The sequence below is a fragment of the Streptomyces sp. NPDC093225 genome (assembly GCF_044753805.1).
Lineage (GTDB): Bacteria > Actinomycetota > Actinomycetes > Streptomycetales > Streptomycetaceae > Streptomyces.
In genome coordinates, this window is sequence record NZ_JBIVNX010000009.1 from 1 (window position 1) to 26,568 (window position 26,568).

The 26,568-nt window shown below is 72.5% G+C and carries 23 protein-coding genes; 15 read left to right on the forward strand and 8 right to left on the reverse strand.

The window, feature by feature from the left end; translation table 11 throughout:
• Window positions 1-197: 197 nt before the first annotated feature.
• Window positions 198-1,814 (forward strand): GMC oxidoreductase, encoded by a 1,617-nt coding sequence (locus ACIQCH_RS10815; protein ID WP_402580203.1) that lies wholly within the window; start codon window positions 198-200, stop codon window positions 1,812-1,814.
• A gap of 94 nt (window positions 1,815-1,908) precedes the next feature.
• On the opposite strand, the gene ACIQCH_RS10820 is transcribed toward ACIQCH_RS10815, so the two are convergent.
• Window positions 1,909-3,705: an AMP-dependent synthetase/ligase gene (locus ACIQCH_RS10820; protein ID WP_402580205.1), complete on the reverse strand. Its 1,797-nt coding sequence runs from the start codon at window positions 3,703-3,705 to the stop codon at window positions 1,909-1,911.
• A 410-nt stretch (window positions 3,706-4,115) separates the two neighbouring features.
• Here ACIQCH_RS10820 and ACIQCH_RS10825 point away from each other — a divergent pair, with 410 nt between their 5' ends.
• The 6 genes from ACIQCH_RS10825 (at window position 4,116) to ACIQCH_RS10850 (ending at window position 9,510) form a co-directional block, all read left to right on the forward strand.
• Complete coding sequence (locus tag ACIQCH_RS10825; protein ID WP_402580208.1) at window positions 4,116-4,901, forward strand: metallophosphoesterase; 786 nt, start codon at window positions 4,116-4,118, stop codon at window positions 4,899-4,901.
• A gap of 125 nt (window positions 4,902-5,026) precedes the next feature.
• Window positions 5,027-5,470 (forward strand): SRPBCC family protein, encoded by a 444-nt coding sequence (locus ACIQCH_RS10830; RefSeq protein ID WP_030203687.1) that lies wholly within the window; start codon window positions 5,027-5,029, stop codon window positions 5,468-5,470.
• 21 nt (window positions 5,471-5,491) lie between these two features.
• On the forward strand, window positions 5,492-6,673 hold the full coding sequence (locus ACIQCH_RS10835; protein WP_402580210.1) for an ArsA family ATPase: 1,182 nt from the start codon (window positions 5,492-5,494) through the stop codon (window positions 6,671-6,673).
• 408 nt (window positions 6,674-7,081) lie between these two features.
• Window positions 7,082-7,582 carry a DUF5304 domain-containing protein gene (locus ACIQCH_RS10840; protein WP_402580212.1) on the forward strand — a complete coding sequence of 167 codons (501 nt, stop codon included), beginning with the start codon at window positions 7,082-7,084 and terminating at the stop codon, window positions 7,580-7,582.
• 148 nt (window positions 7,583-7,730) lie between these two features.
• Window positions 7,731-8,672 carry an ROK family glucokinase gene (locus ACIQCH_RS10845; protein WP_402580214.1) on the forward strand — a complete coding sequence of 314 codons (942 nt, stop codon included), beginning with the start codon at window positions 7,731-7,733 and terminating at the stop codon, window positions 8,670-8,672.
• 76 nt (window positions 8,673-8,748) lie between these two features.
• Complete coding sequence (locus ACIQCH_RS10850; RefSeq protein ID WP_402580216.1) at window positions 8,749-9,510, forward strand: endonuclease/exonuclease/phosphatase family protein; 762 nt, start codon at window positions 8,749-8,751, stop codon at window positions 9,508-9,510.
• Window positions 9,511-9,568: 58 nt separating this feature from the next.
• Here ACIQCH_RS10850 and ACIQCH_RS10855 read toward each other — a convergent pair whose 3' ends face one another.
• Both ACIQCH_RS10855 and ACIQCH_RS10860 read right to left on the reverse strand, forming a co-directional pair.
• Window positions 9,569-10,129 carry a hypothetical protein gene (locus ACIQCH_RS10855; protein WP_402580218.1) on the reverse strand — a complete coding sequence of 187 codons (561 nt, stop codon included), beginning with the start codon at window positions 10,127-10,129 and terminating at the stop codon, window positions 9,569-9,571.
• Entirely contained in the window at window positions 10,122-10,910 is a 789-nt protein-coding gene (locus ACIQCH_RS10860) for a carboxylesterase (protein ID WP_030203672.1), read from the reverse strand. The genes ACIQCH_RS10855 and ACIQCH_RS10860 overlap by 8 nt, the downstream gene beginning before the upstream one ends.
• 191 nt (window positions 10,911-11,101) lie before the next feature.
• Between ACIQCH_RS10860 and ACIQCH_RS10865 the strand changes: the two genes are divergently transcribed.
• From ACIQCH_RS10865 to ACIQCH_RS10885, 5 genes are all read left to right on the forward strand, one after another.
• Window positions 11,102-11,911 (forward strand): lysophospholipid acyltransferase family protein, encoded by an 810-nt coding sequence (locus tag ACIQCH_RS10865; RefSeq protein ID WP_402580474.1) that lies wholly within the window; start codon window positions 11,102-11,104, stop codon window positions 11,909-11,911.
• Window positions 11,912-11,965: 54 nt separating this feature from the next.
• A complete protein-coding gene (gene macS / locus ACIQCH_RS10870; RefSeq protein WP_402580221.1) occupies window positions 11,966-13,207 on the forward strand; it encodes a MacS family sensor histidine kinase in 1,242 nt (413 codons plus the stop codon).
• Window positions 13,204-13,890, forward strand: coding sequence for a response regulator (locus ACIQCH_RS10875; protein WP_402580223.1), 687 nt, complete (start codon window positions 13,204-13,206; stop codon window positions 13,888-13,890). The genes macS and ACIQCH_RS10875 overlap by 4 nt, the downstream gene beginning before the upstream one ends.
• 143 nt (window positions 13,891-14,033) lie before the next feature.
• The gene (locus ACIQCH_RS10880; protein WP_402580225.1) at window positions 14,034-15,065 is read left to right on the forward strand and encodes a 6-phosphofructokinase; all 1,032 of its coding nucleotides are present in this window, start codon (window positions 14,034-14,036) and stop codon (window positions 15,063-15,065) included.
• A 128-nt stretch (window positions 15,066-15,193) separates the two neighbouring features.
• Window positions 15,194-16,192: a 2-hydroxyacid dehydrogenase gene (locus tag ACIQCH_RS10885; protein WP_402580227.1), complete on the forward strand. Its 999-nt coding sequence runs from the start codon at window positions 15,194-15,196 to the stop codon at window positions 16,190-16,192.
• Window positions 16,193-16,279: 87 nt separating this feature from the next.
• On the opposite strand, the gene ACIQCH_RS10890 is transcribed toward ACIQCH_RS10885, so the two are convergent.
• From ACIQCH_RS10890 to ACIQCH_RS10905, 4 genes are all read right to left on the reverse strand, one after another.
• Window positions 16,280-16,573, reverse strand: coding sequence for a hypothetical protein (locus tag ACIQCH_RS10890; protein ID WP_402580229.1), 294 nt, complete (start codon window positions 16,571-16,573; stop codon window positions 16,280-16,282).
• Window positions 16,574-16,656: 83 nt separating this feature from the next.
• The gene (locus ACIQCH_RS10895) at window positions 16,657-20,688 is read right to left on the reverse strand and encodes an SGNH/GDSL hydrolase family protein (protein ID WP_402580231.1); all 4,032 of its coding nucleotides are present in this window, start codon (window positions 20,686-20,688) and stop codon (window positions 16,657-16,659) included.
• A 523-nt stretch (window positions 20,689-21,211) separates the two neighbouring features.
• A complete protein-coding gene (locus tag ACIQCH_RS10900) occupies window positions 21,212-23,098 on the reverse strand; it encodes an anthranilate synthase family protein (RefSeq protein WP_402580233.1) in 1,887 nt (628 codons plus the stop codon).
• A gap of 101 nt (window positions 23,099-23,199) precedes the next feature.
• A complete protein-coding gene (locus ACIQCH_RS10905) occupies window positions 23,200-23,256 on the reverse strand; it encodes a trp operon leader peptide (RefSeq protein WP_356384596.1) in 57 nt (18 codons plus the stop codon).
• Window positions 23,257-23,368: 112 nt separating this feature from the next.
• On the opposite strand from ACIQCH_RS10905, the gene ACIQCH_RS10910 reads away from it, so the two are divergent.
• The gene (locus tag ACIQCH_RS10910) at window positions 23,369-24,724 is read left to right on the forward strand and encodes a class II 3-deoxy-7-phosphoheptulonate synthase (RefSeq protein ID WP_402580235.1); all 1,356 of its coding nucleotides are present in this window, start codon (window positions 23,369-23,371) and stop codon (window positions 24,722-24,724) included.
• Window positions 24,725-24,893: 169 nt separating this feature from the next.
• Window positions 24,894-25,235 carry a bacterioferritin-associated ferredoxin gene (locus ACIQCH_RS10915; protein WP_402580475.1) on the forward strand — a complete coding sequence of 114 codons (342 nt, stop codon included), beginning with the start codon at window positions 24,894-24,896 and terminating at the stop codon, window positions 25,233-25,235.
• A gap of 35 nt (window positions 25,236-25,270) precedes the next feature.
• On the opposite strand, the gene bfr is transcribed toward ACIQCH_RS10915, so the two are convergent.
• Window positions 25,271-25,747 carry a bacterioferritin gene (gene bfr / locus ACIQCH_RS10920; RefSeq protein ID WP_030203646.1) on the reverse strand — a complete coding sequence of 159 codons (477 nt, stop codon included), beginning with the start codon at window positions 25,745-25,747 and terminating at the stop codon, window positions 25,271-25,273.
• Between the two features lie 151 nt (window positions 25,748-25,898).
• On the opposite strand from bfr, the gene ACIQCH_RS10925 reads away from it, so the two are divergent.
• The gene (locus ACIQCH_RS10925) at window positions 25,899-26,531 is read left to right on the forward strand and encodes a sulfite oxidase-like oxidoreductase (protein ID WP_402580238.1); all 633 of its coding nucleotides are present in this window, start codon (window positions 25,899-25,901) and stop codon (window positions 26,529-26,531) included.
• The last annotated feature ends 37 nt before the right edge of the window (window positions 26,532-26,568 follow it).

A 26,568-nucleotide genomic window follows, 5' to 3' on the forward strand; every position in this document is an offset into this window, starting at 1 on the left:
CGGAGGCCCCTTGCCCCAGGGGTGGGCCTGCCGCAGGGCCTGCAGGCCATGACGGGTCAAGAGGCGAGGGGACCCACACACCACGGGACGGCCCCCCGAAGCGCCCCCAAGCCCGCACCCCACCCACCTGACTGTCACTCAGATCTCTGTCAACACCGCGTCTGGGCGGACGGCCGAATTCCGCCCATGATGCGGCCATGACACCTCATCTGACGCGCCGTCACCTCTTGGGTCTCGGCGCCCTCCAGACCGCGGCCGCCCTCGGCTTCACCAGGGTCGGCCTGTCCGCCGCGGCCGCCGCCGAGCCGCCCGCCGTCGACTACGCCCCCGCCGTGGTGGTCGGCTCCGGCTACGGCGCCGCCGTCGCCGCGCTGCGCCTGGGTCAGGCCGGCGTGCGCACCGTCGTCGTCGAGATGGGCCGGCTCTGGGACACCGCCGGCTCCGACGGCAGGATCTTCCCCGCCACCACCGCCCCCGACCAGCGGGCCATGTGGTTCCGCAACCGCACCGAGGCGCCGCTCGCCACCTTCCTGTGGCTGGACGTCGTCAACCGCAACATCAGCCCGTACCCCGGCGTCCTCGACCGGGTCAACTACGGCGACATGTCCGTCTACGTCGGCCGGGGCGTCGGCGGCGGCTCGCTCGTCAACGGCGGCATGTCGCCCACGCCCCGGCGCTCGTACTTCTCCGAGGTGCTCCCCACCGTCGACGCCGACGAGATGTACGGCACCTACTTCCCGCGCGCCCGCCAGATGCTCGGGGTGAACGACATCGACCCGGGCTGGTTCGAGTCGACGGAGTGGTACCGCTTCGCCCGCGTCTCGCGCAAGCACGCCCAGAACACCGGCCTGCGGACCGTCTTCGTCCCCAACGTCTACGACTTCGGCTACATGCAGCGCGAGGCCGCCGGCCAGGTCCCGAGGTCGGCACTGGCCGCCGAGGTCATCTACGGCAACAACCACGGCAAGAAGAGCGTCGACAAGACCTACCTCGCCGCCGCCCTCGGCACCGGCAACGTCACCATCGAGACCCTCCAGCGCGTGGTCGCCGTACGCCGCGAACCCGACGGCCGGTACGTCCTGACCATCCGCCGCATCGACGTCACCGGCAAGGTCGTCGAGACCCGCGAACTGGCCTGCAGGCAGCTCTTCCTGGGCGCCGGCAGCCTCGGCACCACCGAGATCCTGCTGCGCGCCCGCGAGACCGGCGCCCTGCCCGCCCTCAGCGCCGCCGTCGGTACCGGGTGGGGCACCAACGGCAACGTCATGACCGCCCGCGCCAACCACCTGTGGGACACCGTCGGCGCCAACCAGGCCACCATGCCCGCCCTGGGCATCGACGACTGGGACAACGCCGCCAACCCCGTGTTCGCCGAGATCGCCCCGCTCCCCATGGGCATCGAGCACTGGGTCAGCATGTACCTGGCCATCACCAAGAACCCCGAGCGCGGCACCTTCACGTACGACGCCGCCACCGACTCGGCCCGGCTGAACTGGCACATCAGCCAGAACCAGCCCTCGGTCGCCGCCGCCAAGCGCCTCTTCGACCGCGTCAACCGCGCGAACTTCACCATCTACCGCTACGACCTCTTCGGCGACAACAAGGCCTTCGCGGACACCTTCACGTACCACCCGCTGGGCGGCTGCGTGCTGGGCCGGGCCACCGACGACTACGGCCGCGCCAAGGGCTACTCCGGCCTGTACGTCGTCGACGGCTCGCTCGTCCCCGGCTCGCTCGGGGTCAACCCGTTCGTCACCATCACCGCGCTCGCCGAACGCAACATGGCCCGGATCCTGGCCGAGGACCCGCGCTAGCGGGACCCCGGACCGGACACCGGGCCACGAGGGGCGCACACCGGGGGACAGCCCCGGCGGACCGGGGGACCAGCCCCCGGGGACACCTGGGCGCTCAGCCCCGGTAGATCGCCTCGATCTCGTCGGCGAAGTCCTTCGCCACGACGTTGCGCTTGAGCTTCAGCGAGGGCGTGATGTGCCCCGACTCCTCCGTGAACTGGGAGGGCAGAATGCGGAATTTCCGCACCGATTCCGCCTTGGACACCGCCGCGTTGCCGTCGTCGACGGCCTTCTGCACCGCCGCCATCAGGTCCGCGTCCTCGCGCAGCGAGGCCGCCGTCGAGCCGGCCGGCTTGCCGTGCTCCTGCGCCCACCGGCCCAGGAACTCCTCGTCGATCGTGACCAGCGCGCCCACGAACGGCCGGCCGTCGCCGACCACCATGCACTCCGCGACCAGGGCGTGCGCCCGGATGCGGTCCTCGATCACCGCGGGCGCCACGTTCTTGCCGCCCGCGGTGACGATGAGCTCCTTCTTGCGGCCGGTGATCGCGAGGTAGCCGTCCTCGTCGAGGGTGCCCACGTCGCCGGTGTGGAACCAGCCGTCGGTCAGAGCCTCGGCCGTGGCCGTCTCGTTCTTCCAGTACTCGCGGAAGATGTGCTCGCCGTGCAGCAGCACCTCGCCGTCGTCGGCGATGCGCACCACCGAGCCCGGCAGCGGCTGGCCGACCGTACCGATCTTCTGCCGGTCCCACGGGTTGAAGGCGGTGGCCGCGCAGGACTCGGTGAGGCCGTAGCCCTCCAGCACGTTGAAGCCGATGCCGCGGAAGAAGTGCCCGAGCCGCTCGCCCAGCGGCGCGCCGCCCGAGATCGCGTACTCGCCGCGGCCGCCCAGCACCGCGTGCAGCTTGCTGTAGACCAGCTTGCTGAAGATCTTGTGCTTCAGCCGCAGCCCGAAGGACGGGCCGCCCGGCGCGTCGAGCGCCCGGCTGTAGGCGATCGCCGTCTCCGCCGCCTTGTCGAAGATCTTGCCCTTGCCGTCGGCCTGCGCCTTGGCCCGGGCGGAGTTGTAGACCTTCTCGAAGACCCGCGGCACGCCCAGGATCAGCGTCGGACGGAAGCTCGCCAGCTCGTCCGTGAGGTTCTTGATGTCCGGTACGCAGCCCAGCCGGATCGGCGCCAGCACCGAGGCGATCTCCACCAGGCGGCCGAAGACGTGGGCCGCCGGCAGGAACAGCAGCACCGAGCACTCGCCGGTGCGGAACAGCGGCTTGAGGCGCTCGACGATGTTGCCGCACTCCGCGAAGAAGCTGCGGTGCGTGAGCACGCAGCCCTTCGGGCGGCCGGTGGTGCCCGAGGTGTAGACGATGGTGGCGATGTCGTCGGCGTTCGCGAGCGAGGTGCGCTCGTCGACCAGCTCGTCCGTCACCTGCGCACCCGAGGTGCGCAGCTCCTCGACGCCGCCCGCCTCGATCTCCCACACGTGGGCCAGCTCCGGCAGCCGGTCGCGGATGCCCGCCAGCGCCTCGCGGTGCGCGGGGGACTCGATGACCGCCGCACGGGCGCCCGAGTCGCCGAGGATCCACTGGATCTGCTCCGGCGAGCTGGTCTCGTAGACGGGGACGGTGATCGCGCCCGCGGTCCAGATCGCGAAGTCGATCAGCACCCACTCGTAGCGGGTGCGGGAGACGAGGGCGACCCGGTCGCCCGGCTCGACGCCGGCGGCGATCAGGCCCTTGGCGACCGAGCGGACCTCGGCCAGGAACTCGGTCGCGGTCACGTCCTGCCAGACGCCGTCGACCTTGCGGCTCATGACGGCGGTGTCGGGATGCTGAGCGGCGTTGCGGCGGATGAGATCCGTCAGATTCCCGTCCGACGGGACCTCGTACAGGGCCGGAAGGCTGAACTCGCGCAAGACTGCTGCTCCTCTGGGGCGCCATCGCCACGATGTGGACCGACCGGACGTTACCCATCGGTAGTGGGTTCCCGATAGGGGGTCCCGGCCAGATGTTCCGTGCGTCACACGACGCAGCCATACCCGGCCGACAGTAGTCCACCCGATTTGCGACTCGGAAGTAACCGCAGGTCCGGTGCCCTCTACCCGCCCACAGGGAGCCCGGCCTAGGGTGATCCGACGGACACCGCACACCCGGTCCGGGGGTGCGGATCCGGCCGGATCCGGCCGATCCGCTTTGCCACAGGGACGGCCACGGGCGCCACTGGATCACCACGGGGGCACCACCACGAACACCGGCACCGGCAGCCCGCCGGTCCGGCCACGGAGGCGACCGCGAGGAAGCCCCGCACGCACACAGGAGGGGGAGCGTGAACGCGAAGAGGAAGACCCGGGTCCATGTCGTGAGCGACGTCCACGGCAACGCGGAGGCCCTGGCCCGGGCCGGGGACGGCGCCGACGCCCTCCTCTGCCTCGGCGACCTGGTCCTCTTCCTCGACTACGCCGACCACTCCCGCGGCATCTTCCCCGACCTCTTCGGCACCGAGAACGCCGACCGCATCGTCGCACTGCGCACCGCCCGCCGCTTCGCCGAGGCCAGTGCCCTCGGCCGGCAGCTGTGGGCCGGCATCGACGGCGACCGCGAGGCCGTCATCGAGGAGGCGGTGCGCCGCCAGTACGCCGAGATGTTCGCGGCCTTCGCCACGCCGACCTACGCCACGTACGGCAACGTCGACATCCCCAAGCTGTGGCCCGAGTACGCCCGCCCCGGCACCACCGTCCTGGACGGCGAGCGGGTCGAGATCGGCGGCCGGGTCTTCGGCTTCGTCGGCGGCGGCCTGCCCTCGCCGATGCGCACCCCCTACGAGGTCGACGTCGACGAGTACGCCGCCAAGGTCGAAGCCCTCGGCGAGGTAGACGTGCTCTGCTCGCACATCCCCCCGGAGCTCCCCGAACTCTGCTACGACACCGTCGCCCGCCGCTTCGAGCGCGGCAGCGCCGCCCTGCTGGCGGCGATCCACCGCACCAAGCCGCGGTACGCCCTCTTCGGCCACGTCCACCAGCCGCTCGCCCGCCGGATGCGCGTCGGGTCGACGGAGTGCGTGAACGTCGGGCACTTCGCGGCGACCGGACGGCCGTGGGCCCTGGAGTGGTGACCACGGGCTGCGCCGGGGGCACGCGCGGTGACGGTTCGCCAGCGCGGTAGCCTTCACGCGTCGCCCCACGGCGCACCACGTCACCAACCCCAGCCCCTGGCCCAGCACCTGGAGGAGCCGCAGCGATGGCGGAACACACCAGCTCCAGCATCACGATCGACGCGGCCCCGGCGGCCGTCATGGCCGTGATCGCCGACTTCGCCCGCTACCCGGAGTGGACCGGCGAGGTCAAGGAGGCCGAGGTGCTGGCCACCGACGCCGCCGGCCGCGCCGAGAAGGTCCGGCTGCTGCTCGACGCCGGCGCCATCAAGGACGACCACACCCTGGCCTACACCTGGACCGGGGACCACGAGGTCGCCTGGACCCTGGTGAAGTCCCAGATGCTGCGCGTCCTGGACGGCTCGTACCGGCTCGCCCCGATCGCCGGCGGCAAGCAGACCGAGGTCACCTACCAGCTGACCGTCGACGTCAAGATCCCGATGCTCGGCATGATCAAGCGCAAGGCCGAGAAGGTCATCATCGACCGGGCGCTCGCGGGCCTGAAGAAGCGCGTCGAATCCGGCGTCTGAACCCCTAGGGCACTCCCGAGCATGCGCACCCTCCTCATCACCGGCCCCGGCGGGGCCGGTCGCACCACCGTGGCCGCCGCCACGGCCCGGGCGGCCGCCCTCCGCACGCCCGGCCGCCGCGTCCTGCTGGTCACCGAAGCCCCGGCCGAGGCCGTCGACGCGCTGCTGGGCGACGGCCTCCCCGAGGGCCTGTCGCTCGCCCACCTCGACCCGGACGCCACCTTCCGCGAGGAGCTCGGCGCCCTCCAGGAACGCGGTACCACCGTCCTGAACATGCTGGGCGCCCGCCCGCTGCAGGCCGAGGAGCTCACCGCCCTGCCCGGCGCCGAGCAGTTCGCCCTGCTGCGGGCCCTGCGCCGGGCCGCCGAGAGCGGCGCGTACGACCTCGCCGTCGTCGACCTGCCCCCGCTGCACCGGGCGGTGGCCCTGCTCGCCCTCCCCGAGCAGCTGCGCCGCTACCTGCGCCGGCTGCTGCCGCCCGAGCGGCAGGCGGCGCGCGCCCTGCGGCCCGTACTGGCCCAGCTGGCCGGCGTACCGATGCCCGCGCAGTGGCTGTACGAGACCGCCGCCCGCTGGGACGAGGAGCTGGCGGCGGTGCAGGCCGTCGTGGAGGCCCCCGGCACGGCCGTACGGATCGTCGCCGAGCCGGGTCCGGCCGCCGCCGACGCGGTGCGCGCCGGGCTGCTCGGACTCGCCCTGCACCAGGTCCCGGTCGACGCGGTCCTCGCCAACCGGGTCCTGCCCCGCGGCTCCGCCGACACCTGGCTCGCGGCCCTCGCCGCCCAGCAGGACAAGTGCCTCGCCGAATGGACCGCCGAGCGCGGCCCCGGCCACCGGGTGCACGAGCTGCCGCACCTGGGCCAGGACCCGCGCGGTGCCGCCGACCTCGACCGGCTCGCGCCGCCGGAGGCCGCGGAGGCCACGGCGGGTGTGGCGGGCGCGGTGCGGCCCGAGTGGCCCGTCGAGGACCGCCGGGGCGAGACCGGCGTGCTGGTGTGGCGCATCCCGCTGCCCGGCGCGACCAAGGACGGCCTGGACCTGGTCCGGCGCGGGGACGAGCTGCTGCTGACCGCGGGACCGTTCCGAAGGATCGTTCCCCTCCCCTCCGCGCTGCGCCGCTGCACGGTGTCCGGCGCGGCCCTGCTCGACGGCGAACTGGCCGTCCGCTTCACGCCCGATCCGGCGCTCTGGCCTCGGGGCTGACGGGGGGCGTAGGGCGTCGGGCGTAGGGGCGTCGGGGCGCGTCGGGGCTTGCTCTGGCTTCGTGGGGCCGTCCCGTGGTGTGTGGGTCCCCTCGCCTCTTGACCCGTCATGGCCTGCAGGCCCTGCGGCAGGCCCACCCCTGGGGCTTCGGGGCCTTCGGCCCTGGCCTGCGGCCACCCCAGGCCCGGGCCTGCCTCCGGACCAGCCTGCCATGACGCCTCAAGAGGCTTCCCCACACACCACGGGACGGCCACTCCCCCGAGGCGTGGACCCGGGTCCGGGGGATGGCGTGCCGTACGGCGTCGACGGCCGCCCGTACGGGATTCGGGGCCGCCCGCCCCCGTAACCGGATGCCCCCGTTCGGGTAACGTCGGAGGTGTCAGCCCGCAGCAGCAGCAGGAGTCCGCCATGAGCGAGGCCACCCACCACCCCACGGACGACGACGCCTGGGCCGAGGCCTGCGCCGAGGACCTCGCCGCCGAGAAGGCCCGCATCCGGGCCGAGCAGGGAGCCGGTGACGGAGCTCCCGGCAGCGCGGCCGAGGAACTGCTCAAGCTGGTCGGGGCGGTCGCCGACAAGGTCGCGGGACTCGGGCACCCGCTGATGGGCCCCGCCGCCCAGGGCGCCGTACGCCAGTTCGTCAACCAGGCCAAGTCCGCCGTCGAGCCGGTCATCGAGCGCAACCCCGACGTCTTCGACCACCTCGCCGCCGCCGGGACCGAACTGCTGGCCGCCTACCGCTCCGCCGTAGAGGGCCACGAGAGCCGCTGGACCCGCACCACGGGCCCCGGCCGCCCGCCCGGCCCCCGTGACGGGGGCCCCGCCGCCGACGGGGGCCGCCCCGGCCGGGACGGCGAGGGCCCCGAGGACGACGGCCCGGGCCCGTCGCACCGCATCGACCTCGACTGAGGCCCGCGTACGACCCCGGCCCGCGCGCATGATCGACCGCGACCGGGGCACGCGAGGGGTGCCGCGGGGTGTCCCGGTGACGCCGGTGCGGCCCCCCGGCTCGGGTACGGTTGGCCGTGGCGGGGTTTGACCGGAAACCGAGGGACTAATGGGACTCACCATCGGCGTCGACATCGGCGGCACGAAGATCGCGGCCGGAGTGGTCGACGAAGAGGGCACCATCCTTGAGACGTACAAGGTGCCCACCCCGCCGACCGCGGACGGCGTGACCGACGCGATCTGCTCCGCCGTGGCCGAGGTCAGCAGCGGGCACTCCATCGAGGCCGTCGGCATCGGCGCCGCCGGCTACGTGGACGACAAGCGCGCCACCGTGCTCTTCGCCCCCAACATCAACTGGCGGCACGAGCCGCTCAAGGACAAGGTCGAGCAGCGCATCGGCCTCCCCGTCGTCGTCGAGAACGACGCGAACTGCGCCGCCTGGGGCGAGTACCGCTTCGGCGCCGGCCAGGGCCACGAGGACGTCATCTGCATCACGCTCGGCACGGGCCTGGGCGGCGGCATCATCATCGGCAACAAGCTGCGCCGCGGCCGCTTCGGCGTCGCCGCGGAGTTCGGCCACATCCGGGTCGTGCCCGACGGCCTGCTGTGCGGCTGCGGCAGCCAGGGCTGCTGGGAGCAGTACGCCTCCGGCCGCGCCCTCGTCCGGTACGCCAAGCAGCGCGCCCACGCCACCCCCGAGGCCGCCCGGATCCTGCTGGACCTGGGCGACGGCAGCGTCGAGGGCATCGAGGGCAAGCACATCAGCGAGGCCGCCCGACAGGGCTGCCCGGTGGCCGTCGACTCCTTCCGCGAGCTGGCCCGCTGGGCCGGCGCGGGCCTGGCCGACCTCGCCTCGCTCTTCGACCCGTCCGCCTTCATCGTCGGCGGCGGCGTCTCCGACGAGGGCGAACTGGTCCTGGAGCCGATCCGCAAGTCGTTCCGCCGCTGGCTGATCGGCGGCGAGTTCCGTCCGCACGCCCAGGTCCTCGCCGCCCAGCTCGGCGGCAAGGCCGGCCTGGTGGGCGCGGCGGACCTGGCCCGCCAGGGCTGACGCCCGCGGCCCCGTTGCGTACGGTCGCCCGTCGCGCCCCCTGTGGCCGCGGCGGGCGACTGCCTATGTTGGCCCCATGGCGACTGGCGAACTCGACGTGGACCTCCCCGAATCCCGGACCGAGGCGGACGGCTCCGCCGTCGTCCGGGTGCTCTCCTACAACATCCGCTCGCTGCGCGACGACGAGGAGGCGCTGGCCCGGGTGATCCGGGCCTGCGCCCCCGACCTGGTGTTCGTCCAGGAGGCGCCGCGGTTCTTCCGCTGGCGCAAGCACGCGGCCCGGCTGGCCGCGAAGACGGACCTGGTGGTCCTCGGCGGCGGGGCCACCGCCGCCGGCCCCCTGCTGCTGTGCTCGCTGCGGGCCTTCGTGGAACGCACCGAGGACGTGCTGCTCCCGCTGACCCCCGGACAGCACCGGCGCGGCTTCGCGACCGCCGTCGTCCGCTTCGGCGGGGCCCGGGTGGGCGTCGTCTCCGCCCACCTCTCGCTCGCGCGGGACGAGCGCCGGGCGCAGGCGGGGCTGCTGCTGGCGAAGCTGCGCGAGCTGGACGTGCCGTACGCGATCGCCGCGGCGGACGTCAACGAAGGACCCGAGGGTCCCGCCTTCGGGCTGCTCGGCGCGGAGCTCCAGGACTGCTGGACCGTCCGCCCGTGGGGGTCGGGTCCCACCTTCCCGGCCGCCCGGCCGGACCGCCGCATCGACGCCGTGTTCGCCTCACCGGCCGTCGAGGTCCTCGGCTGCGGCGTGCCCACCGCCCTGCCGGGCGTCTCCTCGGCGGACCTCCTGTCCGCCACCGACCACCTCCCGGTCCTGGCGGCCCTGCGCCTGCCCGCCTGACGCGAACGCCGGCGGGGCTGCAAGGGCAGTCCCGCCGGCGTTCGCGGTGGAGCCGGGGTCAGACGACCGCGCCCCGGCCGGGGTCGTCGTCGCCGTCCTCGTCGTCGCCGCCCATCCGGGCGACGAGCGTGGCGAAGCCGCCGAGGAAGCCGCCCACGCCCAGCGTGGTGAGCCACCAGGTCATGTCCCACTGCAGCAGCACCGCGAGCAGCAGCAGCACCGGCCCGCCCACCACCGCCAGCCACGCGAACTTCGCCGTGGTGTCGGCCTCCGGCAGTGCCGGATCGGGCTGCACGAAGTGGGACCCGTCGTCGTCCGCATCGTCCGCGTCGTCGTCGGAGGGCTCGGCCAGCGCGTGGTCGCGCGGCCCCGCCCCGACGCCGGGTGCGAACACGATCGAGCTGCCCAGCGGCGGCTTCGGCTCCTGCGCGGGCTTCGGAGCCTCCGGCTCCTCGTCCGGCGGCTCCGGCAGCAGCAGGTCCTCGATCGGCTTGAACGGCTTGGCGCCCGGCGGGTCCGGCGGCTCCGCGCCGTACCCCGCGACGATCGCGGCCCATGCCGCTTCCTCGTCCAGCGGCTCGCCGCCGCCGTTCGAGATCTTGCCGTCCTGCTCAGCCACCGGTGGCCGTCCCCTCCTTGCCGAGCGCGCCGGCCTTCGGAGCGAGCCGGGCGACGAATTCGAACGAATCCTGGAAGATGCGATCCGCGTCATGGTCCAACGTCGCCACGTGGTAGCTCTGTTCCAGCAGCGTCTCGGTCACGTCCGACGACGAGATCCGGCTCAGCACCCGGGCCGAGTCCGCCGGCGGCACCACGTGGTCCTGCGGGCTGTGCAGCAGCAGCACCGGCTGCGTGACCTGCGGCAGCTCCGCGTCCACCAGCTTCAGGAACTCGCGCAGCGAGTGCGCGGCCCGGGTCGGCACCCGGTCGTAGCCGACCTCCTCCGAGCCCGGCTTCGCGATGTCGCTCGCGATGCCCGGCGCGGAGCGCACGACGTGCTTGACCACCGGCAGCAGCACCGCGAGCTTGTCGTGCACCTTGTTGGCCGGGTTCACCAGCACGATGCCGCTGACCGCGTCCCCGTGCCGGGCCGCGAGCCGCAGCGTCAGCGCGCCGCCCATCGACAGGCCCATGACGAACACCTGCTCGCAGCGGTCCAGCAGCTCGCGCAGGGCCCGGTCCACCTCGGCGTACCAGTCCTGCCAGCCGGTGAGCTGCATGTCCTGCCAGCGCGTGCCGTGACCGGGCAGCAGGGGCAGGGAGACCGTCAGTCCGCGGGCGGCCAGGAACTCGGCCCAGGGGCGCAGGGACTGGGGCGAACCGGTGAAGCCGTGGCAGAGGAGTACGCCGACCTCTCCGCCCTCGTGGCGGAACGGCTCGGCTCCAGGGAGGACGGGCACCAGGATCTCCTGTTCAGGGGGTCGAAGGGGGAACGAAAAGGGGTGCGCTGTGTGTCCCTCACGGTACGCGACCGGGATGACACCGACCAGGGTCGGCGACGTTGCAGACCCTGCGGGCGCGAGCCCAGGCCCCGCAGGGGTTATGGTCTGTCCGACGACACAGGAAGGCTTACGAGTTGATCTACGGCGCAATGAAGTTCTCCATCGGGGGATCCCTGAAGCTCGCCTTCAGGCCCTGGGTGGAGGGCCTCGAGAACATTCCCGCCGAAGGCCCGGCGATCCTCGCGAGCAACCACCTCTCCTTCTCGGACTCGTTCTTCCTCCCCGCGGTCCTCGACCGCAAGGTCACCTTCATCGCGAAGGCCGAGTACTTCACCTCCCCGGGCCTCAAGGGCAAGCTGACGGCCGCCTTCTTCAAGGGCGTCGGCCAGCTCCCCGTCGACCGCTCGGGCGCCCGCGGCGCCGGCGAGGCCGCCATCAAGAGCGGCATCGAGGTCATCGAGCGCGGTGAGCTCTTCGGCATCTACCCCGAGGGCACCCGGTCGCCCGACGGCCGGCTCTACCGCGGCAAGCCCGGCGGCCTGGCGCGCGTCGCGCTGGCCACCGGCGCGCCCGTGATCCCGGTCGCGATGATCGACACCGAGAAGATCCAGCCCCCCGGCAAGGTCGTCCCGAAGCTGATGCGCCCCGGCATCCGGATCGGCAAGCCGCTGGACTTCAGCCGCTACCAGGGCATGGACGGCGACCGCTTCATCCTGCGCTCGGTGACCGACGAGGTCATGTACGAGATCATGAAGCTGTCCGGCCAGGAGTACGTCGACATCTACGCGACCGCGGCCAAGCGCCAGATGGCCGATGCCGAGAAGGCCGCCAAGGAAGCCGCCAAGCACGCCGCGGCCGAGGCCAGGGAAGCCAGGTCCGCCGAGACGGAGCCCGCGGCGCCCGAGGGCGACGCGGCCGCCGGCGCGCCCGACGCCGACGGCACGGGCGCGGCGCACTGACCCGGGTCCGGCCGGCCCGCAGCCGCGCCGGACCCGCGTGACCTGGGGGTGGGGATGGCCAAGCGCGAACGTGGTGTGCGTGTCGTGCGCATGTCCGTGGAGCAGCCGCTGTGGCGGGCCCTGACCGCGTACCGGCCGCTGACGGCGCTGTACGCGGTGGGGCTCTTCGTCGCCGACCACCACCACTTCCCCCGGCCCGGGGTGGCCGCCGGCTACCTCGCCGTCCTCGTCGTGTGGACCCTGGCCACCCTGCGCCAGGTCTCGGGCGCGGCCCGCTGCTCGCGCTGGTTCCTGGGCGCCGACCTGGGCCTGGCCCTGACCGGCATCCTGCTCACCCCCGTCGCGGACTCCGCCACCCGGATCGCCGCCGGCGGCCCGACGCTGCCGTCGATATGGACCGCGGGCTCGGTCCTCGCCTTCGCCCTCAAGGGCGGCTGGCGCTGGGCCGGCTTCGCCTCCACCCTCGTGGCCGTCGCCAACGTCGTCGAGCGCGGCGCCCCCACCCGCGACACCCTCCACAACGTGCTGCTGGTCTGGGTCGCCTCGATCGCCATCGGGTACGTCGTCCAGGTCGCCCGGGCCAGCGAGGAGACCCTCGCCCGCGCCCTGGAGATCGAGGCGGCCACCCGCGAGCGGGAGCGGCTGGCCCGGGACATCCACGACGGCGTCCTCCAGGTCCTGGCCATGGTCCAGCGGCGCGGGACCGCCCTCGGCGGGGAGGCCGCGGAGCTCGGCCGGATGGCCGGGGAGCAGGAGGTCGCGCTGCGCACCCTCGTCTCCACCGGAGTGCTGCCCGCCGCCCGGGTCTCGCGCGACGAGGCCCGCGGCGCGCTGGTCAGCACCGTGGACGAGGCGGAGGGGGCCGGTGGGGCCGACCCGGACGAGGACCCGGCGGCCGCGGTGGACGTGCGTACCCTGCTCGCGCCGCACGCCGGCTCCCGCGTCTCGTTCGCCGAACCGGGCGCGCCGGTGCTGCTCCCCGGGCCGGCGGCCCGCGAGCTGGCGGCGGCGGCGGGTGCCGCGCTGGACAACGTCCGCCGGCACGCGGGGGAGCAGGCGCGGGCGTGGATCCTGGTCGAGGACGAGCCGGACGAGGTGATCGTCACCGTCCGCGACGACGGGCCGGGCATTCCCGAGGGCCGGCTGGTGCAGGCGGAGGGCGAGGGCCGGATGGGGGTGGCCCTGTCGATCCGGGGCCGGCTGCGCGACCTGGGCGGCACGGCCGAGCTGTACTCCGTACCCGGGCAGGGTACGGAGGTCGAACTGAGGGTTCCAAAGAACGGGGCGGGACGATGAGCGAACAGCACGCGGCGGACGCGATCCGGGTGATGGTCGTGGACGACCACCCGATGTGGCGCGACGCCGTCGCCCGCGACCTCGCGGCGGCCGGCTGCGCGGTGGTGGCCACCGCCGGGGACGGCCCCCAGGCCGTGCGCCGGGCCAAGGCGGTCGCCCCGCAGGTCCTGGTGCTCGACCTCAACCTGCCCGGCATGCCCGGGGTACAGGTCTGCAAGGAGCTCGTCGCCGCCGACCCGTCCCTGCGCGTGCTCGTGCTGTCCGCCAGCGGCGAGCACGCCGACGTGCTCGAGGCCGTGAAGTCGGGGGCCACCGGCTACCTGCTGAAGTCCGCCGGCGCCGACGAGCTGATCGACGCCGTGCGCCGCACCGCCGCCGGCGACCCGGTCTTCACCCCCGGCCTGGCCGGCCTCGTGCTCGGCGAGTACCGGCGGCTGGCCGCCGGCGGTCCGGCGGGCCCCGCCGAGCCGGACGGCCCCGAGACGCCCCGGCTCACCGACCGCGAGACCGAGGTGCTGCGGCTCGTCGCCAAGGGCCTGTCGTACAAGCAGATCGCCGAGCGCCTGGTCATCTCGCACCGCACCGTCCAGAACCACGTCCAGAACACCCTCGGCAAGCTCCAGCTGCACAACCGCGTCGAGCTCGTCCGGTACGCGATCGAGCGTGGACTCGACGACGCGTAGGTCCCCGTACGGGTGAAAGCGCCTACGCAAGTACCCGTACATCGACCGGACATGACGCTCCGTGGCCGTTCGGGGTGCCCTCCGTCACCACTAGCGTGACCGTCATGCGGGCCAGCGGGCCCTGATGGCGAAGGGAAGGTTCCATGAAGGTCGGAGTGCTCACCGGTGGCGGCGACTGCCCCGGTCTGAACGCGGTCATCCGCGGGGTCGTGCGCAAGGGCGTCCAGGAGTACGGGTACCGGTTCGTCGGCTTCAAGGACGGCTGGCGCGGGCCCCTGGACGGCGACACGGTCCGCCTCGACATCCCCGCCGTACGCGGCATCCTGCCGCGCGGCGGCACCATCCTCGGCTCCTCGCGCACCAACCCCTTCAAGGTCGCGGACGGCGTCCGGCGCATCAAGGACAACCTCGCCAAGTACGAGGTCGAGGCCCTGGTCGCGATCGGCGGCGAGGACACCCTGGGCGTGGCGGCGCGGCTGTACGAGGAGTTCGGCGTGCCGTGCGTGGGCGTGCCGAAGACCATCGACAACGACCTGTCGGCCACCGACTACACCTTCGGCTTCGACACCGCGGTCGGCATCGCGACGGAGGCGATCGACCGGCTGCACACCACCGCCGAGTCCCACATGCGCGTCCTGGTGGTGGAGGTGATGGGCCGGCACGCCGGCTGGATCGCCCTGCACTCGGGCCTGGCCGGCGGCGCGAACGTGATCCTCATCCCCGAGCAGCGCTTCGACGTGGACCAGGTGTGCGCCTGGGTCACCTCCCGCTTCAAGGCCAGTTACGCCCCCATCGTGGTGGTCGCCGAGGGCGCCATGCCCAAGGACGGGGACCTGGTCCTCAAGGACGCCGTCTCCCGCGACTCCTTCGGCCACGTCCGGCTCTCGGGCGTGGGGGAGTGGCTGGCCAAGGAGATCGAGGAGCGCACCGGCAAGGAGGCCCGGACCACCGTGCTCGGCCACGTGCAGCGGGGCGGCACGCCCAGTGCGTACGACCGGTGGCTGGCCACCCGGTTCGGGCTGCACGCCGTCGAGGCCGTACGTGACGGGGACTTCGGCAAGATGGTCGCGCTGCGCGGCACGGACGTGGTGCGGGTGCCGATCGCCGAGGCCACGGCCAAGCTGAAGACCGTGGACCCGGAGCTGTACCGCGAGGTCGGGGTCTTCTTCGGCTGACCGGCCGCCGGCCTGCCCTGCGGGCCCACGCGGACCATGGGTCGTATATTCGGCACATCCGGCCGATTCCGGGCACGCCGTGCCGTCCACCGGAAGCGGCCCATGGTCCCTCGCCCCGGGAGCAGCACGTGGAAATCCTGGCCTTCGGCGTCACGGCCGACGAGAAGCCGCTGCTGGAGCGGGCGTTCGCCGGCCGGTGCGAGGTGCGCTGCGTCGACGTCGTCCTGAACGAGGACACCGCGCCGATGGCGACCGGCTACGAGGTGGTCTGCTCCAGCGTCAACGCCGATCTCGGGCGCCGGGTGCTGCACGTCCTGTCGGCGGGCGGGACGAGGATGATCGCCCAGCGCTCCACCGGCTTCAACAACATCGACCTGGACGTGGCCCGGTCCCTCGGCATGACGGTCAGCCGGGTCTCCTCCTACTCGCCGTACGCGGTGGCCGAGTTCGCCTGGACCCTGGCGATGGCGGTGAACCGGCGGATCGTACGGGCCTCCAACCGCACCCGCGACTTCGACTTCCGTCTCAACGGCCTGCTGGGCCGGGACGTCCACGGCCGCACGGCCGGCGTGCTCGGCACCGGCAGGATCGGCGAGGCCTTCACGCGGATCGCGCACGGCTTCGGCATGAACCTGCTCGGCTGGGACGCGGTGCCGAACCCGGCCTGCGTCGAGCTGGGCATGACGTACGTCGACAAGGACGAGCTGTTCGCCGCGGCGGACCTGATCAGCCTGCACGTGCCGCTGCTGGAGGCCACCCGGCACCTCGTGGACGCCGCCGCCCTGGCGGCGATGAAGGACGACGCGATCCTGATCAACTCCAGTCGCGGGGGCCTGGTCGACACCGAGGCCCTGGTCGCCGAGCTGCGGGCGGGCCGGTTCACGGGGGTCGGCCTGGACGTGTACGAGGCCGAGGCCGGTGTCTTCTTCCTCGACAAGTCGCTGGAGGCGGTCCCGGACGACATCCTCGCCCGGCTGATCACCTTCCCGAACGTCCTCGTCACCTCGCACCAGGCGTACTACACCCACGAGGCGGTGCACCAGATCATCGACGCCACGGTCCGCAACGTCACCGACTACCTGGCCGGCCGCCGCTCGGAGAACACCCTGGTCCCCGCCGCGGACTAGGTCCCCGCGCCGGAGGGCCGCCGGCCGGACGCGCGAGAGCCCCGGGTCCGAGGACCCGGGGCTCTCTCCGGCGGAAGGGACGCGGCCCTACAGGGCGACGAAGGCCAGCAGGGCGAGACCGGTCACCACGAGGTGGGTGACGCTCGTCCGGTGGAAGCGGAACAGCGCGGCCACCGCGCCGCCCGCGCCGGCGAACACGGCGGTGACCACCACGACGGTGTGGCGGTAGACCTCCGTGTCGTGCAGCTCGCGTGCGTCCGGCGCGCCGATGGTCAGCCCGGACAGTACGTACGCGGTCGCCAGCATCGCCACGACCACCAGGTCGACGATGCCCACGGCGACGGCCGTCGGCCCGTCGGCCGGACGCGGTTCTCGCTTCATGTCTCCGATTGTCCTGTCTCGGGAGGACCGGGGGCCTGAGTAGCGGTACTCAGCTGCGCGGGCCCCCGGCCGGTCGCTTCCGGTCAGCCCTTGCCCTGGAGCGTGTGCTCCAGGCTGTCGGCGTACCGCCGGGCGCCCGCGGGCTTGGGGTGGAAGGAGGCCATGCCGACTTCGAGGACCCCGGTGTTGTCCGCCTTGGACAGGCCGGTCTTCACGATGTTGTGCACGGTCTCCGGGTCGCCGCAGATGGTGTCGTTCCCGAACTCGTCACGAGGGTCCGAGAAGACGGCCCAGGTGCCGGCGTCCTGCGTGGCGCCCTTCATCTCCGCCGCGAGGGTGTCGGCCACCTTGGTGAGCCATTCCCCTTCCGACTTCTCCATGTTGAGGACGCAGGTGCCGGGGTACGTCTGACCCTTCTCCGTCGACAGCAGGCGCGGGTAGCCCATGAGGACCACCTTCGCGTGCTCCGCCTTGGCGTGGATGGCGTTCAGGACCTTGACGATCTGCGGGCGCACGCCGTCGTGCAGCCACTTCGGGGCCCAGTCCTGCATCGGCCCGGTCTCGCCCGGCAGGGACTTGCCGTTGGTCGGGTCGATGTTGCCGATCGAGTTGGCGTTGCAGTTCGTGAGGGTCGGCATGACGCACTTCGTGACGATGTCGGTGAAGCGGGCGTCGTTGCCGCCGACGCTGATGGTGACCAGGGTGGTGTTGTTGTCGAGGTAGCCGGCTTCGACCTGCGCCACCTCGCTGTTCTGCCCGTTGCCCGTGACGTTGTACGTCCGCGCTCCGGAGCAGGCCACGAAGTGGTAGTCCATCTTCGCGTCGAAGTTGTCGGCCAGGGTGCCCACCGGCGCGGTCTGACCGGGCAGGGTGGCCTGCCGCGACCAGGCGATCTTGGAGCGGTGGCAGGAGTTCCAGGCCTTGTCGTTCACCTTGTCGTAGAAGTCGGTCTCCGGGAAGAAGTCCTTGCCGCCGGGCGCGCTGGAGCCCTCTCCGGAGGAGTACGAGTCGCCCATGGCCACGACGACGTCCTGCGGCTTGGCCGCCAGCGGCTGGAAGGCCACGGCGCCCCAGGCGATGTCCTCGTCGGCGGTGCCGTCCTTGCTCGTGTTCGACAACACGACCTCGGGGGTGCCGGTGAACTTGAACACGCCCAGGCTCGCCCAGCCGCCGGCGCGCTGGAGCACGACCCGGCTCTTGCTCGTGCTGTCGTTCCCGGTGACCGTGTAGGTCGCCTGGCGGGTGTGGGCCCCCGTGTCGGGCAGGTGGACCAGCACGCGGGCCCAGCCCAGCTTCTTGGGAAGGGTCCAGGTGCCGTTGATGGTCATGCGGCCGCCGGGGCCACCGAGGTGCGCCGCGTCACGCGTGTGGGCGTACCAGAAGTGGCCGCCGTACCCGCCGCCGACCTGGTGCAGGTCGGCCTTCGCCTCGTAGCGGCCCGCGGTGTCGGCGTTGAAGCCGAACCGGAAGGAGCCGGCCGATTTGGCTTGGCCGCACTTGCCCCACGTCTCGGTCCCGCTCGGTACGGAGAGGACGACGTCGGAGCCGGCCGGAGCGCCGTCGCAGACCGGTGTGCCGTTCTGCAGCCGGGTGCCGTTCCCCGGCTCCGCGACGAGCGTCTGGTACTTGATGCTCTCGTGGCCGCAGTCGACGGCGCAGGCCGACTTCCAGGTCGCGTTGGGCTGGTTCCACCAGTACTGCGCGTAGCACTCGGCGTCAGGGCAGTTCGGCGGGGTGTCCGGGTTGCAGTTGTTGGCCTTGTTGCAGAAGACGTCCAGCTTCGGCGAGACGTTGGTGCGCTGCGCCGCGCTCGTCCACCAGGCGGGCCGGAAGCCGGCCGAGGAGAAGCCGGTCTCGCCGGGCCAGTCCTGGCGGCCGTCGGTGGAGTACGAGAAGCCGGTGTCGATGGACCAGGCGGCCCAGCCCATCACCTTCATCTCGTACGGCCAGTCCTGCGGGTGGGCGGCGTGCCGGATCGCCTCGGCACCACCCGCGGTGGTGTCCATGAAGGGGTGGCCCCAGCCCTTCTTGTACAGCGGGTTGGCCGGGTTGTTGTACCAGCCCAGGCCCCAGTGGCCGCCGTGCTTCGAGGCGTCCGACGGGGGGTTGAAGCCGAGGTTGTAGTTCCACACGGCGGTGAACCAGTTCTCCACCATGGACGGGTCGTCGTTGTTGACGGTGATCTTCTGCCCGTCCTTGTGGACCTCGTTCCACTTGTCCGCGAGGATCTTCATCGAGGCGGCGATGTTCGTCGCGTAGTCGACCGCGATGATCTTCTGCAGGGACGGGGACAGGCCGGTCTCCTTGGCGCCGGTCGCCGGATCCACCTTCTCGTGGCCAGCGAGGCGCATGCCGTCGGTGACCTGGCCCACGCCGTAACCGCAGTCGGACTTGTCCCAGTTGATCCGCCAGTAGGCGTCCGGGTCACCGGCCACGGTCTTGTGGCCGTAGTAGCCGTCCACGGCGGCGAGGGGGCTGCCCATCTGACCGGGGATCGACCCCCGCTCGGCCTGCCACAGGTTCGACTCCTGGGCCATGATGCCCAGCAGCACGTTGGCGGGGATCTTCCCGCCGCCGTTCAGCGTCGGCGGGGGGAAGAGGCCCTGCGGGTCGATGGAGCCCAGGCGGGCCTGGTTGCGGTAGCCGCCCTGGCGGAGCCACTTGCCCCGCAGTTCGCCGCGCACGGCCATGTCGACGGCCCACTCGACCTGGTTGGGCGTCGGCTGCAGCGCCTGGGCGTCGACGTCGTTGCGGGACACCGAGCACCAGCGGTCGCCGTCGACCGGGTCGTTCGACGCGGCGGCAGCGGCGAACGCGGTGCCCTTGGGGCGGGTACCGGTGGTCCGGGCCGCGGCGAGGGCGGGGGAGCCGGAGGTGCCCGAGCCGTCGCCGGCGACGTGCTCGACGCGCTGGGCGAGCTTGGTGCCGGTGCTGGTCGCGGTGCTGGTGACGGTCACCGGCTCGGTGCGGCCGGCGGCCGCCTCCGGTCCGCCGGACGACTGGGCCTGCGCGGCGGGCTCGGCCTTCGTGAAGCCCTTGCCGGCGTTGCCGATGTGCGCCAGACCGGCGCGGATGCCGGGGGTGAGGACGGCGTCGACGGCCAGCTTGCCGTGGGACGACACGTCCGTGTCGGCGGGCGCGTTGATCCGGGTGACTCCGGTGCCCTGCGTGGCGGGGGCGCCCTTGGGGTGGCCGGTGAGGAACACCCGGCCCCCCTCGCCCTGGGTGAGGCCCAGGTCGCCGAGCTTGCCCGAGGCGAGCAGCACCGGCTTGCCGCGGCCGGGGAGCACCTTCGCCTGCACGGTGGACGTGCCCTTGCGGTCGGCGAAGGCGATCCGCCCGTCGGCGCCGGGGCGGATGTCGAACGGCGTGCTCTCCGCGACGGCCAGGTTGCTCACCGCTCCGGAGGGGGCCAGGCGCACCAGGTTCCGGCCGCGGCCGGCGACCACGCCGCCGGGTACGGGGACGGCACTGGTGAGCTCGCCGCGTGCGGTGGCCCGGTCGAGGGTGCGGCCGGAGGTGTTCACGGTCACCACGCGCGTCTGCGTGAGGTGCGGGTCGTTCATGTCGCGGAACGAGGTGAACGCGGCCGTGCGCGTCGAGGTGTTGCACGACGGGTCGAAGTACGCCAGCGACGCGGTGAACGGCAGCTTCGTCACGTGACCGGTCGCCAGGTTCACCACGGCGGCGAACGCGCCGCCCTGCATCAGGTCCGGCTTGTTCGTGAAGGTCCGGGGCGCGTAGACGACGGCCGCGTGGTCGTGGTCCATCAGGCACTGGTTGCCGATCCACGAGTCCGCGGGCATGCCCGGCTCGGACAGCGTGGCGGCGACCTTCCAGGCGTACGCCTTGCCGCTGTCGGCGACCAGGATGCGCAGGCCGTCGGAGTCGGCTGCGGCGGTCACCGCACGGTCGGAACTGGTCCGCCAGTCCTTGCCGAGCTTCCGGTCCGGGTCGGCGACCCGGGCGGGCGGCGCGACCGGAACCCGGGCGTCCGGGCCGACGACGGACGTCGGTACGGCGGCGGCCGGCACGGCCTGGAGCAGTCCGCCCGAGAGGGCGGCGCTGGTCGTGACGGCGGCCAGAGATATGAGTGTTCGTCTGGTGAGACGCAAAGTGAGGAATCCCCGATTTTGTGCTCATGCCCACGCCTTGCGCGGGCATGACAAGCTCGCCGCTCCGGGGTGCGAAGTCCCCGGAGCGGACGGCCGTTGTGCGGTCGTTCGGTCGGCCCGCGGCGGCCGGATATCGGCCGACCCGGCGGTCGCCTGGTCAGGGCTGCCCCGCGCGAGAGGCGGGGTCCGGCGCTGTGCGCCGGTGCCGGGTCGTCGGCGGCCGGTGGCCGGCCGATACGGCGGAACCCGCCGCGGGTGAAAGAAGAAATCCCCCTGTGTAGCGATGTCGTACGAGATAAGCCCTGGTCAGTGGGCTTGTGGATCTTAGGCACGAAGTCGCCCAGGGCACCAGTCGGTTGACCGCGACCCCGGCAGCGCACGGTCGAGCCCGACCGCGCACGAACGCGGCCGAGCCCGACCGCGCACGAACGCGCACGAACGCGGCCGAGCCCGACCGCGCACGAACGCGCACGACCGCGGCCGAGCCCGGCCGCGGTCGTGCGCGGAGGTCGTACGGCGGCGGCTACGCCGGGCGGGCCGCGGCCGTCAGGGAGCGGACGAGGTCGCCGAGGAGGGCCGCGCCGCGCAGGGTCAGGACGGACTCGGGGTGGAACTGGACGCCGGCGAAGCCGCGGGCGGTGCAGCGCAGGGCGTGGACCTCGTCCGTCAGCGGGTCGCGGGAGACCTCGACGCCGCGGGCGGCCAGCTCGGCCGCCGTCCCGGAGTCGCAGGCGGCGGTGTACGTGTTGTAGAAGCCGACGACCTCGGCCGCGCCGAAGAGGTCGACGGAGACCTGCGCCCCCTGCGCCGGCTCGGCCTTGCGCACCAGCGGCAGCCCCAGCTCCGCCGCGATCAGCTCGTGCCCCAGGCACACCCCGAGCAGCCCCCCGCGGTGTCCGGCCAGCAGCTCCCGCGCCAGCCCCCGCAGCAGCCGCATCTTCGGGTCGGTCGGGTCCGCCGGGTCCCCGGGGCCGGGCCCCAGCACGATCGGCCCCTCGTGCGCGAGGGCCGCCTCCCGCAGCCCCGGCTCGTCGTAGCGGCGTACGGTCACCGACAGCCCCGCGGCCCGCAGCACGTGTGCCAGCATCGCCGTGAACGTGTCCTCGCCGTCCACCACCAGCGCGTGCCCGGCCACCGGAGCCACCGGCTCCTGCATCCGCAGCCAGAACGGCGCGAGGTCGCCGCGGCGCGCCGCCAGCGCCGCCACCACGCGCGGGTCGTCGGCCAGCCGCGCCACCGGGCCGGCCGGCCGCGGGGCCGCCGCCGGCCGCACGCCCAGTGCGGCCAGTACCCCGGCCGCCTTCGCGTGCGTCTCGGCCACCTCGCCCGCCGGGTCGGAGTGCCGTACCAGCGTGGCCCCCACCGGCACCCGCAGCGTGCCGTCGGCGGCGATGTCCGCGGTCCGGATCAGGATCGGCGAGTCCAGGGTCTGCGATCCGTTGTCGTCCAGGCCCAGCAGGGCGAGCGCGCCCGCGTAGTACCCGCGGCCCCCGGCCTCGTACCGCTCGATCACCCGGCAGGCGTTCTGCACCGGCGAGCCGGTCACGGTGGCCGCGAACATCGTCTCCCGCAGCACCTCCCGCACGTCCAGGGAGGAGCGGCCGCGCAGCTCGTACTCGGTGTGCGCGAGGTGGGCCATCTCCTTCAGGCGCGGGCCGACCACCACCCCGCCCATGTCGCCGACCGTGCACATCATCTTGAGCTCCTCGTCGACGACCATCGAGAGCTCCTCGGTCTCCTTGCGGTCGCCCAGGAAGGCCAGCAGCGACTCGACGGTCGGGCCCCCGGCCGGGTAGCGGTACGTCCCGCTGATCGGGTTCATGACCACCGTGCCGCCCGCCATCCGGACGTGGACCTCGGGCGAGGCGCCGACCAGCGTGCGGTCGCCGGTGTGCACGACGTACGTCCAGTACGCCCCGCGCTCGCCCGCCAGCAGCCGCCGGAACAGGGCGAGCGCGTCGGCCCGCGAGAACCCGGGGATCTCGCCGGTGAAGGTGCGCCGGACGACGAAGTTCGCGCCCTCGCCGCGGCCGATCTCGTCCTCGATCACGCGCCGGACCGTCTCCGCGTACTCGGCGTCGGGTACGTCGAAGGCGCCGCCCTCGACCCGTACCGCGTGGTCCGGCAGGGCGGCGAGCACCTCCGCGAGCGGCAGCTCGTGCGCCTCCTCGGCGGCCAGGACGCTCAGCGGCGTGCCGTCGTCGCGTACGTCGAAACCGCGCTCGCGGATCTGCCGGAACGGCACCAGCGCGAGGGTGGGCAGCTCCCGCACCGGCAGGTCGGCCAGGGCCGCGGCCTCGTGGACCGGACCGAGCAGCAGCTCGACGGTGTCGTGGTCGCGGCCCGGCGTGCGGCGGCGGAGCAGGGCGAAGGGCGGGCAGTGCGGGTCCAGCAGCCTGCTGAGGTCCATCGGGGGTTCCTTCCGGCATCGGATCGGTGGAGAGGAACGGCCCCGGAAACGGAAGAAGGCCGCCCCTCGGGCGGCCTTCGCGTGGTTTCTGGTACGCGCAGTCAGTGGGCCGCCGGATGAGCGGTCCACCACCAGTTCAGGTTGGAGTGCGCGAACATGCCCCGCACCCTACACCCCGGCACCTCCCGGGTGCGGCCGGAAGGGGAGACGGCCGTCTCATCCTTTGGTCGATGGAGTGGACTGCGCGCCGCACGACGTAATGTTTACGAGGTGACCGTGAACGCTGAAACCCACGCAGTCGCCGCAAAGGCGACCTGGCGAGACCTGCCCGCGGCGCAGCAGCCTGAGTACCCCGATGCCGAGGCTCTGCGCGCAGTCGTCGCGGACCTCGCCTCGTATCCCCCGCTGGTCTTCGCCGGCGAATGTGACCAGCTGCGCGCCCGCATGGGAGCCGTCGCCCGTGGCGAGGCGTTCCTGCTGCAGGGCGGCGACTGTGCCGAGGCCTTCGACGCCGTCTCGGCCGACCACATCCGCGCCAAGCTCAAGACCCTGCTCCAGATGAGCGCCGTCCTGACGTACGCGGCCTCCGTGCCCGTCGTGAAGGTCGGCCGCATCGCGGGCCAGTACTCCAAGCCGCGCTCGAAGGACACCGAGACCCGCGACGGGGTGACCCTGCCGACCTACCGCGGCGACTCCGTCAACGGCTTCCCCTTCACGGAGGAGGCCCGCGTCCCGGACCCCGAGCGCCTGAAGCGGATGTACAACGCCTCCGCCTCGACGCTGAACCTGGTCCGCGCCTTCACCACCGGTGGCTACGCCGACCTGCGCCAGGTGCACGCCTGGAACCAGGACTTCGTGAAGTCGTCCCCGTCCGGCCAGCGCTACGAGCAGCTCGCCCGCGAGATCGACAACGCCCTGAACTTCATGAAGGCCTGCGGCACCGACCCGGCCGAGTTCAAGGCGGTGGAGTTCTACTCCTCGCACGAGGCGCTGCTGCTCGACTACGAGGGCGCCCTCACCCGTACGGACTCCCGCACCGGCAAGCTGTACGACACCTCCGGCCACATGGTCTGGATCGGTGAGCGCACCCGCCAGCTGGACCACGCCCACATCGAGTTCGCCTCGCAGATCGCGAACCCGATCGGCATCAAGCTGGGCCCGACCACCACGGTGGACGACGCGCTCACCTACATCGACCGCCTCGACCCGGAGCGCGAGCCGGGCCGGCTGACCTTCATCGTCCGCATGGGCGCCGACAAGGTCCGCGACAAGCTCCCCGAGCTGGTCGAGAAGGTCACCGCCTCCGGCGCGACCGTCGCCTGGGTCACCGACCCGATGCACGGCAACACCTTCGAGGCGGCCTCCGGCCACAAGACGCGCCGCTTCGACGACGTGCTCGACGAGGTCAAGGGCTTCTTCGAGGTCCACAAGGCGCTGGGCACCCACCCGGGCGGCATCCACGTCGAGCTCACCGGTGACGACGTCACCGAGTGCGTGGGCGGCGGCGACGAGATCTTCGTCGACGACCTGCACCAGCGCTACGAGACGGCCTGCGACCCGCGCCTGAACCGGAGCCAGTCGCTGGACCTGGCGTTCCTGGTGGCGGAGATGTACCGCGACCAGTGAGGTCGCGATCAGTAGGTAGCTTCCTATGAGAGTGGGGCGCGGATCGATGTGATCCGCGCCCCACTGTCGTCGACAGGACTTTTACGGGTCCGGGCCCGCGGGTAAGGTTAGGTAAACCTCACCGAAGATCGGCGAGGGTTTCCGCACATCCTGTCGGGAGGTGAACCGCGTGTACGTCTGCTCTTGCTTCGGCATCACCGACCAGCAGGTCAAGGACCACGCGGCGAACGGCGCCTGCACCCCCCGCCAGATAGCCTCGGCCACCAAGGCCGGAACCGACTGCGGCAACTGCGTCCGGGCCATCCAGGGCATCCTGGGCCGCGGCGCGTGCCCGCGCCGCCAGCTGCTGGACAAGGGCGAGAAGACGGCCGTCCTGGCCACCGACCCGGCGCTCGGGACTCCGGCGGCGGCGATGGCGCCCGTGGGCCCGGCGCCCGTGGCTCCGGCCCCCCTGGCTCCGACCCCGCTGGCACCGGCACCCCTGGCTCCGCCGCTCGTCGAAGCGGCCTGAGCCGGCTCGGCCGCTCGACCGGCCGGGCGGCCCGATCAGCTCGGCTGCTCGATGAGCTGGGCGATGTACAACGCCTCGCCGAGGGACTCGATGAGCTCCAGCTGTGTGTCGAGGTAGTCGATGTGGTGCTCCTCGTCCGCCAGGATCTCCTCGAAGAGCCGCGCCGAGGTGATGTCGCCCTTCCCGCGCATGACCTCGATGCCCCGCTTGAGGCGGTCGATGGCCTCGACCTCCACCTGGCGGTCGGCCTGGAACATCTCGGTGATCGTCTGGCCGACGCGGACGTGGAAGAGCCGCTGGTAGTTCGGCAGCCCGTCCAGCATCAGGATGCGCTCGGTCAGCTTGTCCGCGTGCTTCATCTCGTCGATGGACTCTTCACGCGTGTACTTGGCGAGCTTCGTCCAACCCTTGTTGTCCTGGATGCGGTAGTGCAGCCAGTACTGGTTGATGGCGGTCAGCTCGCCGGTCAGCTGCTCGTTGAGGAACTCGAGGACCTCGGGGTCGCCCTGCATCGCAGAGGCTCCTTCCAGGCGTCACTGGGCAATTGCGCGCATCCTTGCACCGCCACAGGGGGCCGTCCAGTAAGTGCCTCCTTAGTAGGAGTTGCCCGAATACGTGCTCGGCTGGTCATGACCACCCCGCCGGGTCTGTCACCATGGACTCATGGGTCAGCCGGAAAGCCGGGAATCTCCGGGAGCAGAACAGCTGGAGCTTCCTCCGGGGCAGCGGTTGCAGCGCGGCTGGCCGGTCACGCACTACGGACCCGTCCCCAAGTTCAAGCCGGACCGCTGGGAATTCAGGGTCTTCGGCGCCACCGCGGACGGTGACAAGCACTGCTGGAACCACGAGGAGTTCGCGGCCCTGCCCTTCTCCTCGGTCGTGGCGGACCTGCACTGCGTCACGAAGTTCAGCATGGTGGGGGCCGAATGGGGCGGTGTCCTCGCCCGCGAGGTCCTCGAACTGGCACCGCCGGCGCCCCACGTCACCCACGTCATGGTCTGGGCCGAGTACGGCTTCAGCTCGAACATGCGCCTGGCGGACTTCGCTTCCGAGCGGACCGTCTTCGCCACGCACCAGGGCGGCGAGCCGCTGACCGCCGAGCACGGGTTCCCGCTGCGGCTGGTGGTGCCGCACCTGTACGCGTGGAAGGGCCCCAAGTGGGTGCGCGGCGTGGAGTACATGACCGCCGACCGCCGCGGCTTCTGGGAGGAGCGCGGCTACCACAACATCGGTGACCCGTGGCGCGAGCAGCGGTACTCCTACCAGGAGGAGCCGGGCGACGGCCCGGACCTGTAGGGGTCGTCCGGGCCGTCGCACGGCTCCTGCGGGGTGA

Excerpts from the sequence above, each read along its gene's own strand:
- ACIQCH_RS10815 (WP_402580203.1), top strand. The coding sequence starts at position 198 with ATGACACCTCATCTGACGCGCCGTCACCTCTTGGGTCTCGGCGCCCTC.
- ACIQCH_RS10830 (WP_030203687.1), top strand. The coding sequence starts at position 5,027 with ATGGCGGAACACACCAGCTCCAGCATCACGATCGACGCGGCCCCGGCG.
- ACIQCH_RS10835 (WP_402580210.1), top strand. The coding sequence starts at position 5,492 with ATGCGCACCCTCCTCATCACCGGCCCCGGCGGGGCCGGTCGCACCACC.
- ACIQCH_RS10840 (WP_402580212.1), top strand. The coding sequence starts at position 7,082 with ATGAGCGAGGCCACCCACCACCCCACGGACGACGACGCCTGGGCCGAG.
- ACIQCH_RS10845 (WP_402580214.1), top strand. The coding sequence starts at position 7,731 with ATGGGACTCACCATCGGCGTCGACATCGGCGGCACGAAGATCGCGGCC.
- ACIQCH_RS10850 (WP_402580216.1), top strand. The coding sequence starts at position 8,749 with ATGGCGACTGGCGAACTCGACGTGGACCTCCCCGAATCCCGGACCGAG.
- ACIQCH_RS10865 (WP_402580474.1), top strand. The coding sequence starts at position 11,102 with ATGAAGTTCTCCATCGGGGGATCCCTGAAGCTCGCCTTCAGGCCCTGG.
- macS (WP_402580221.1), top strand. The coding sequence starts at position 11,966 with ATGGCCAAGCGCGAACGTGGTGTGCGTGTCGTGCGCATGTCCGTGGAG.
- ACIQCH_RS10875 (WP_402580223.1), top strand. The coding sequence starts at position 13,204 with ATGAGCGAACAGCACGCGGCGGACGCGATCCGGGTGATGGTCGTGGAC.
- ACIQCH_RS10880 (WP_402580225.1), top strand. The coding sequence starts at position 14,034 with ATGAAGGTCGGAGTGCTCACCGGTGGCGGCGACTGCCCCGGTCTGAAC.
- ACIQCH_RS10890 (WP_402580229.1), bottom strand. The coding sequence starts at position 16,573 with ATGAAGCGAGAACCGCGTCCGGCCGACGGGCCGACGGCCGTCGCCGTG.
- ACIQCH_RS10900 (WP_402580233.1), bottom strand. The coding sequence starts at position 23,098 with ATGGACCTCAGCAGGCTGCTGGACCCGCACTGCCCGCCCTTCGCCCTG.
- bfr (WP_030203646.1), bottom strand. The coding sequence starts at position 25,747 with ATGCAGGGCGACCCCGAGGTCCTCGAGTTCCTCAACGAGCAGCTGACC.
- ACIQCH_RS10925 (WP_402580238.1), top strand. The coding sequence starts at position 25,899 with ATGGGTCAGCCGGAAAGCCGGGAATCTCCGGGAGCAGAACAGCTGGAG.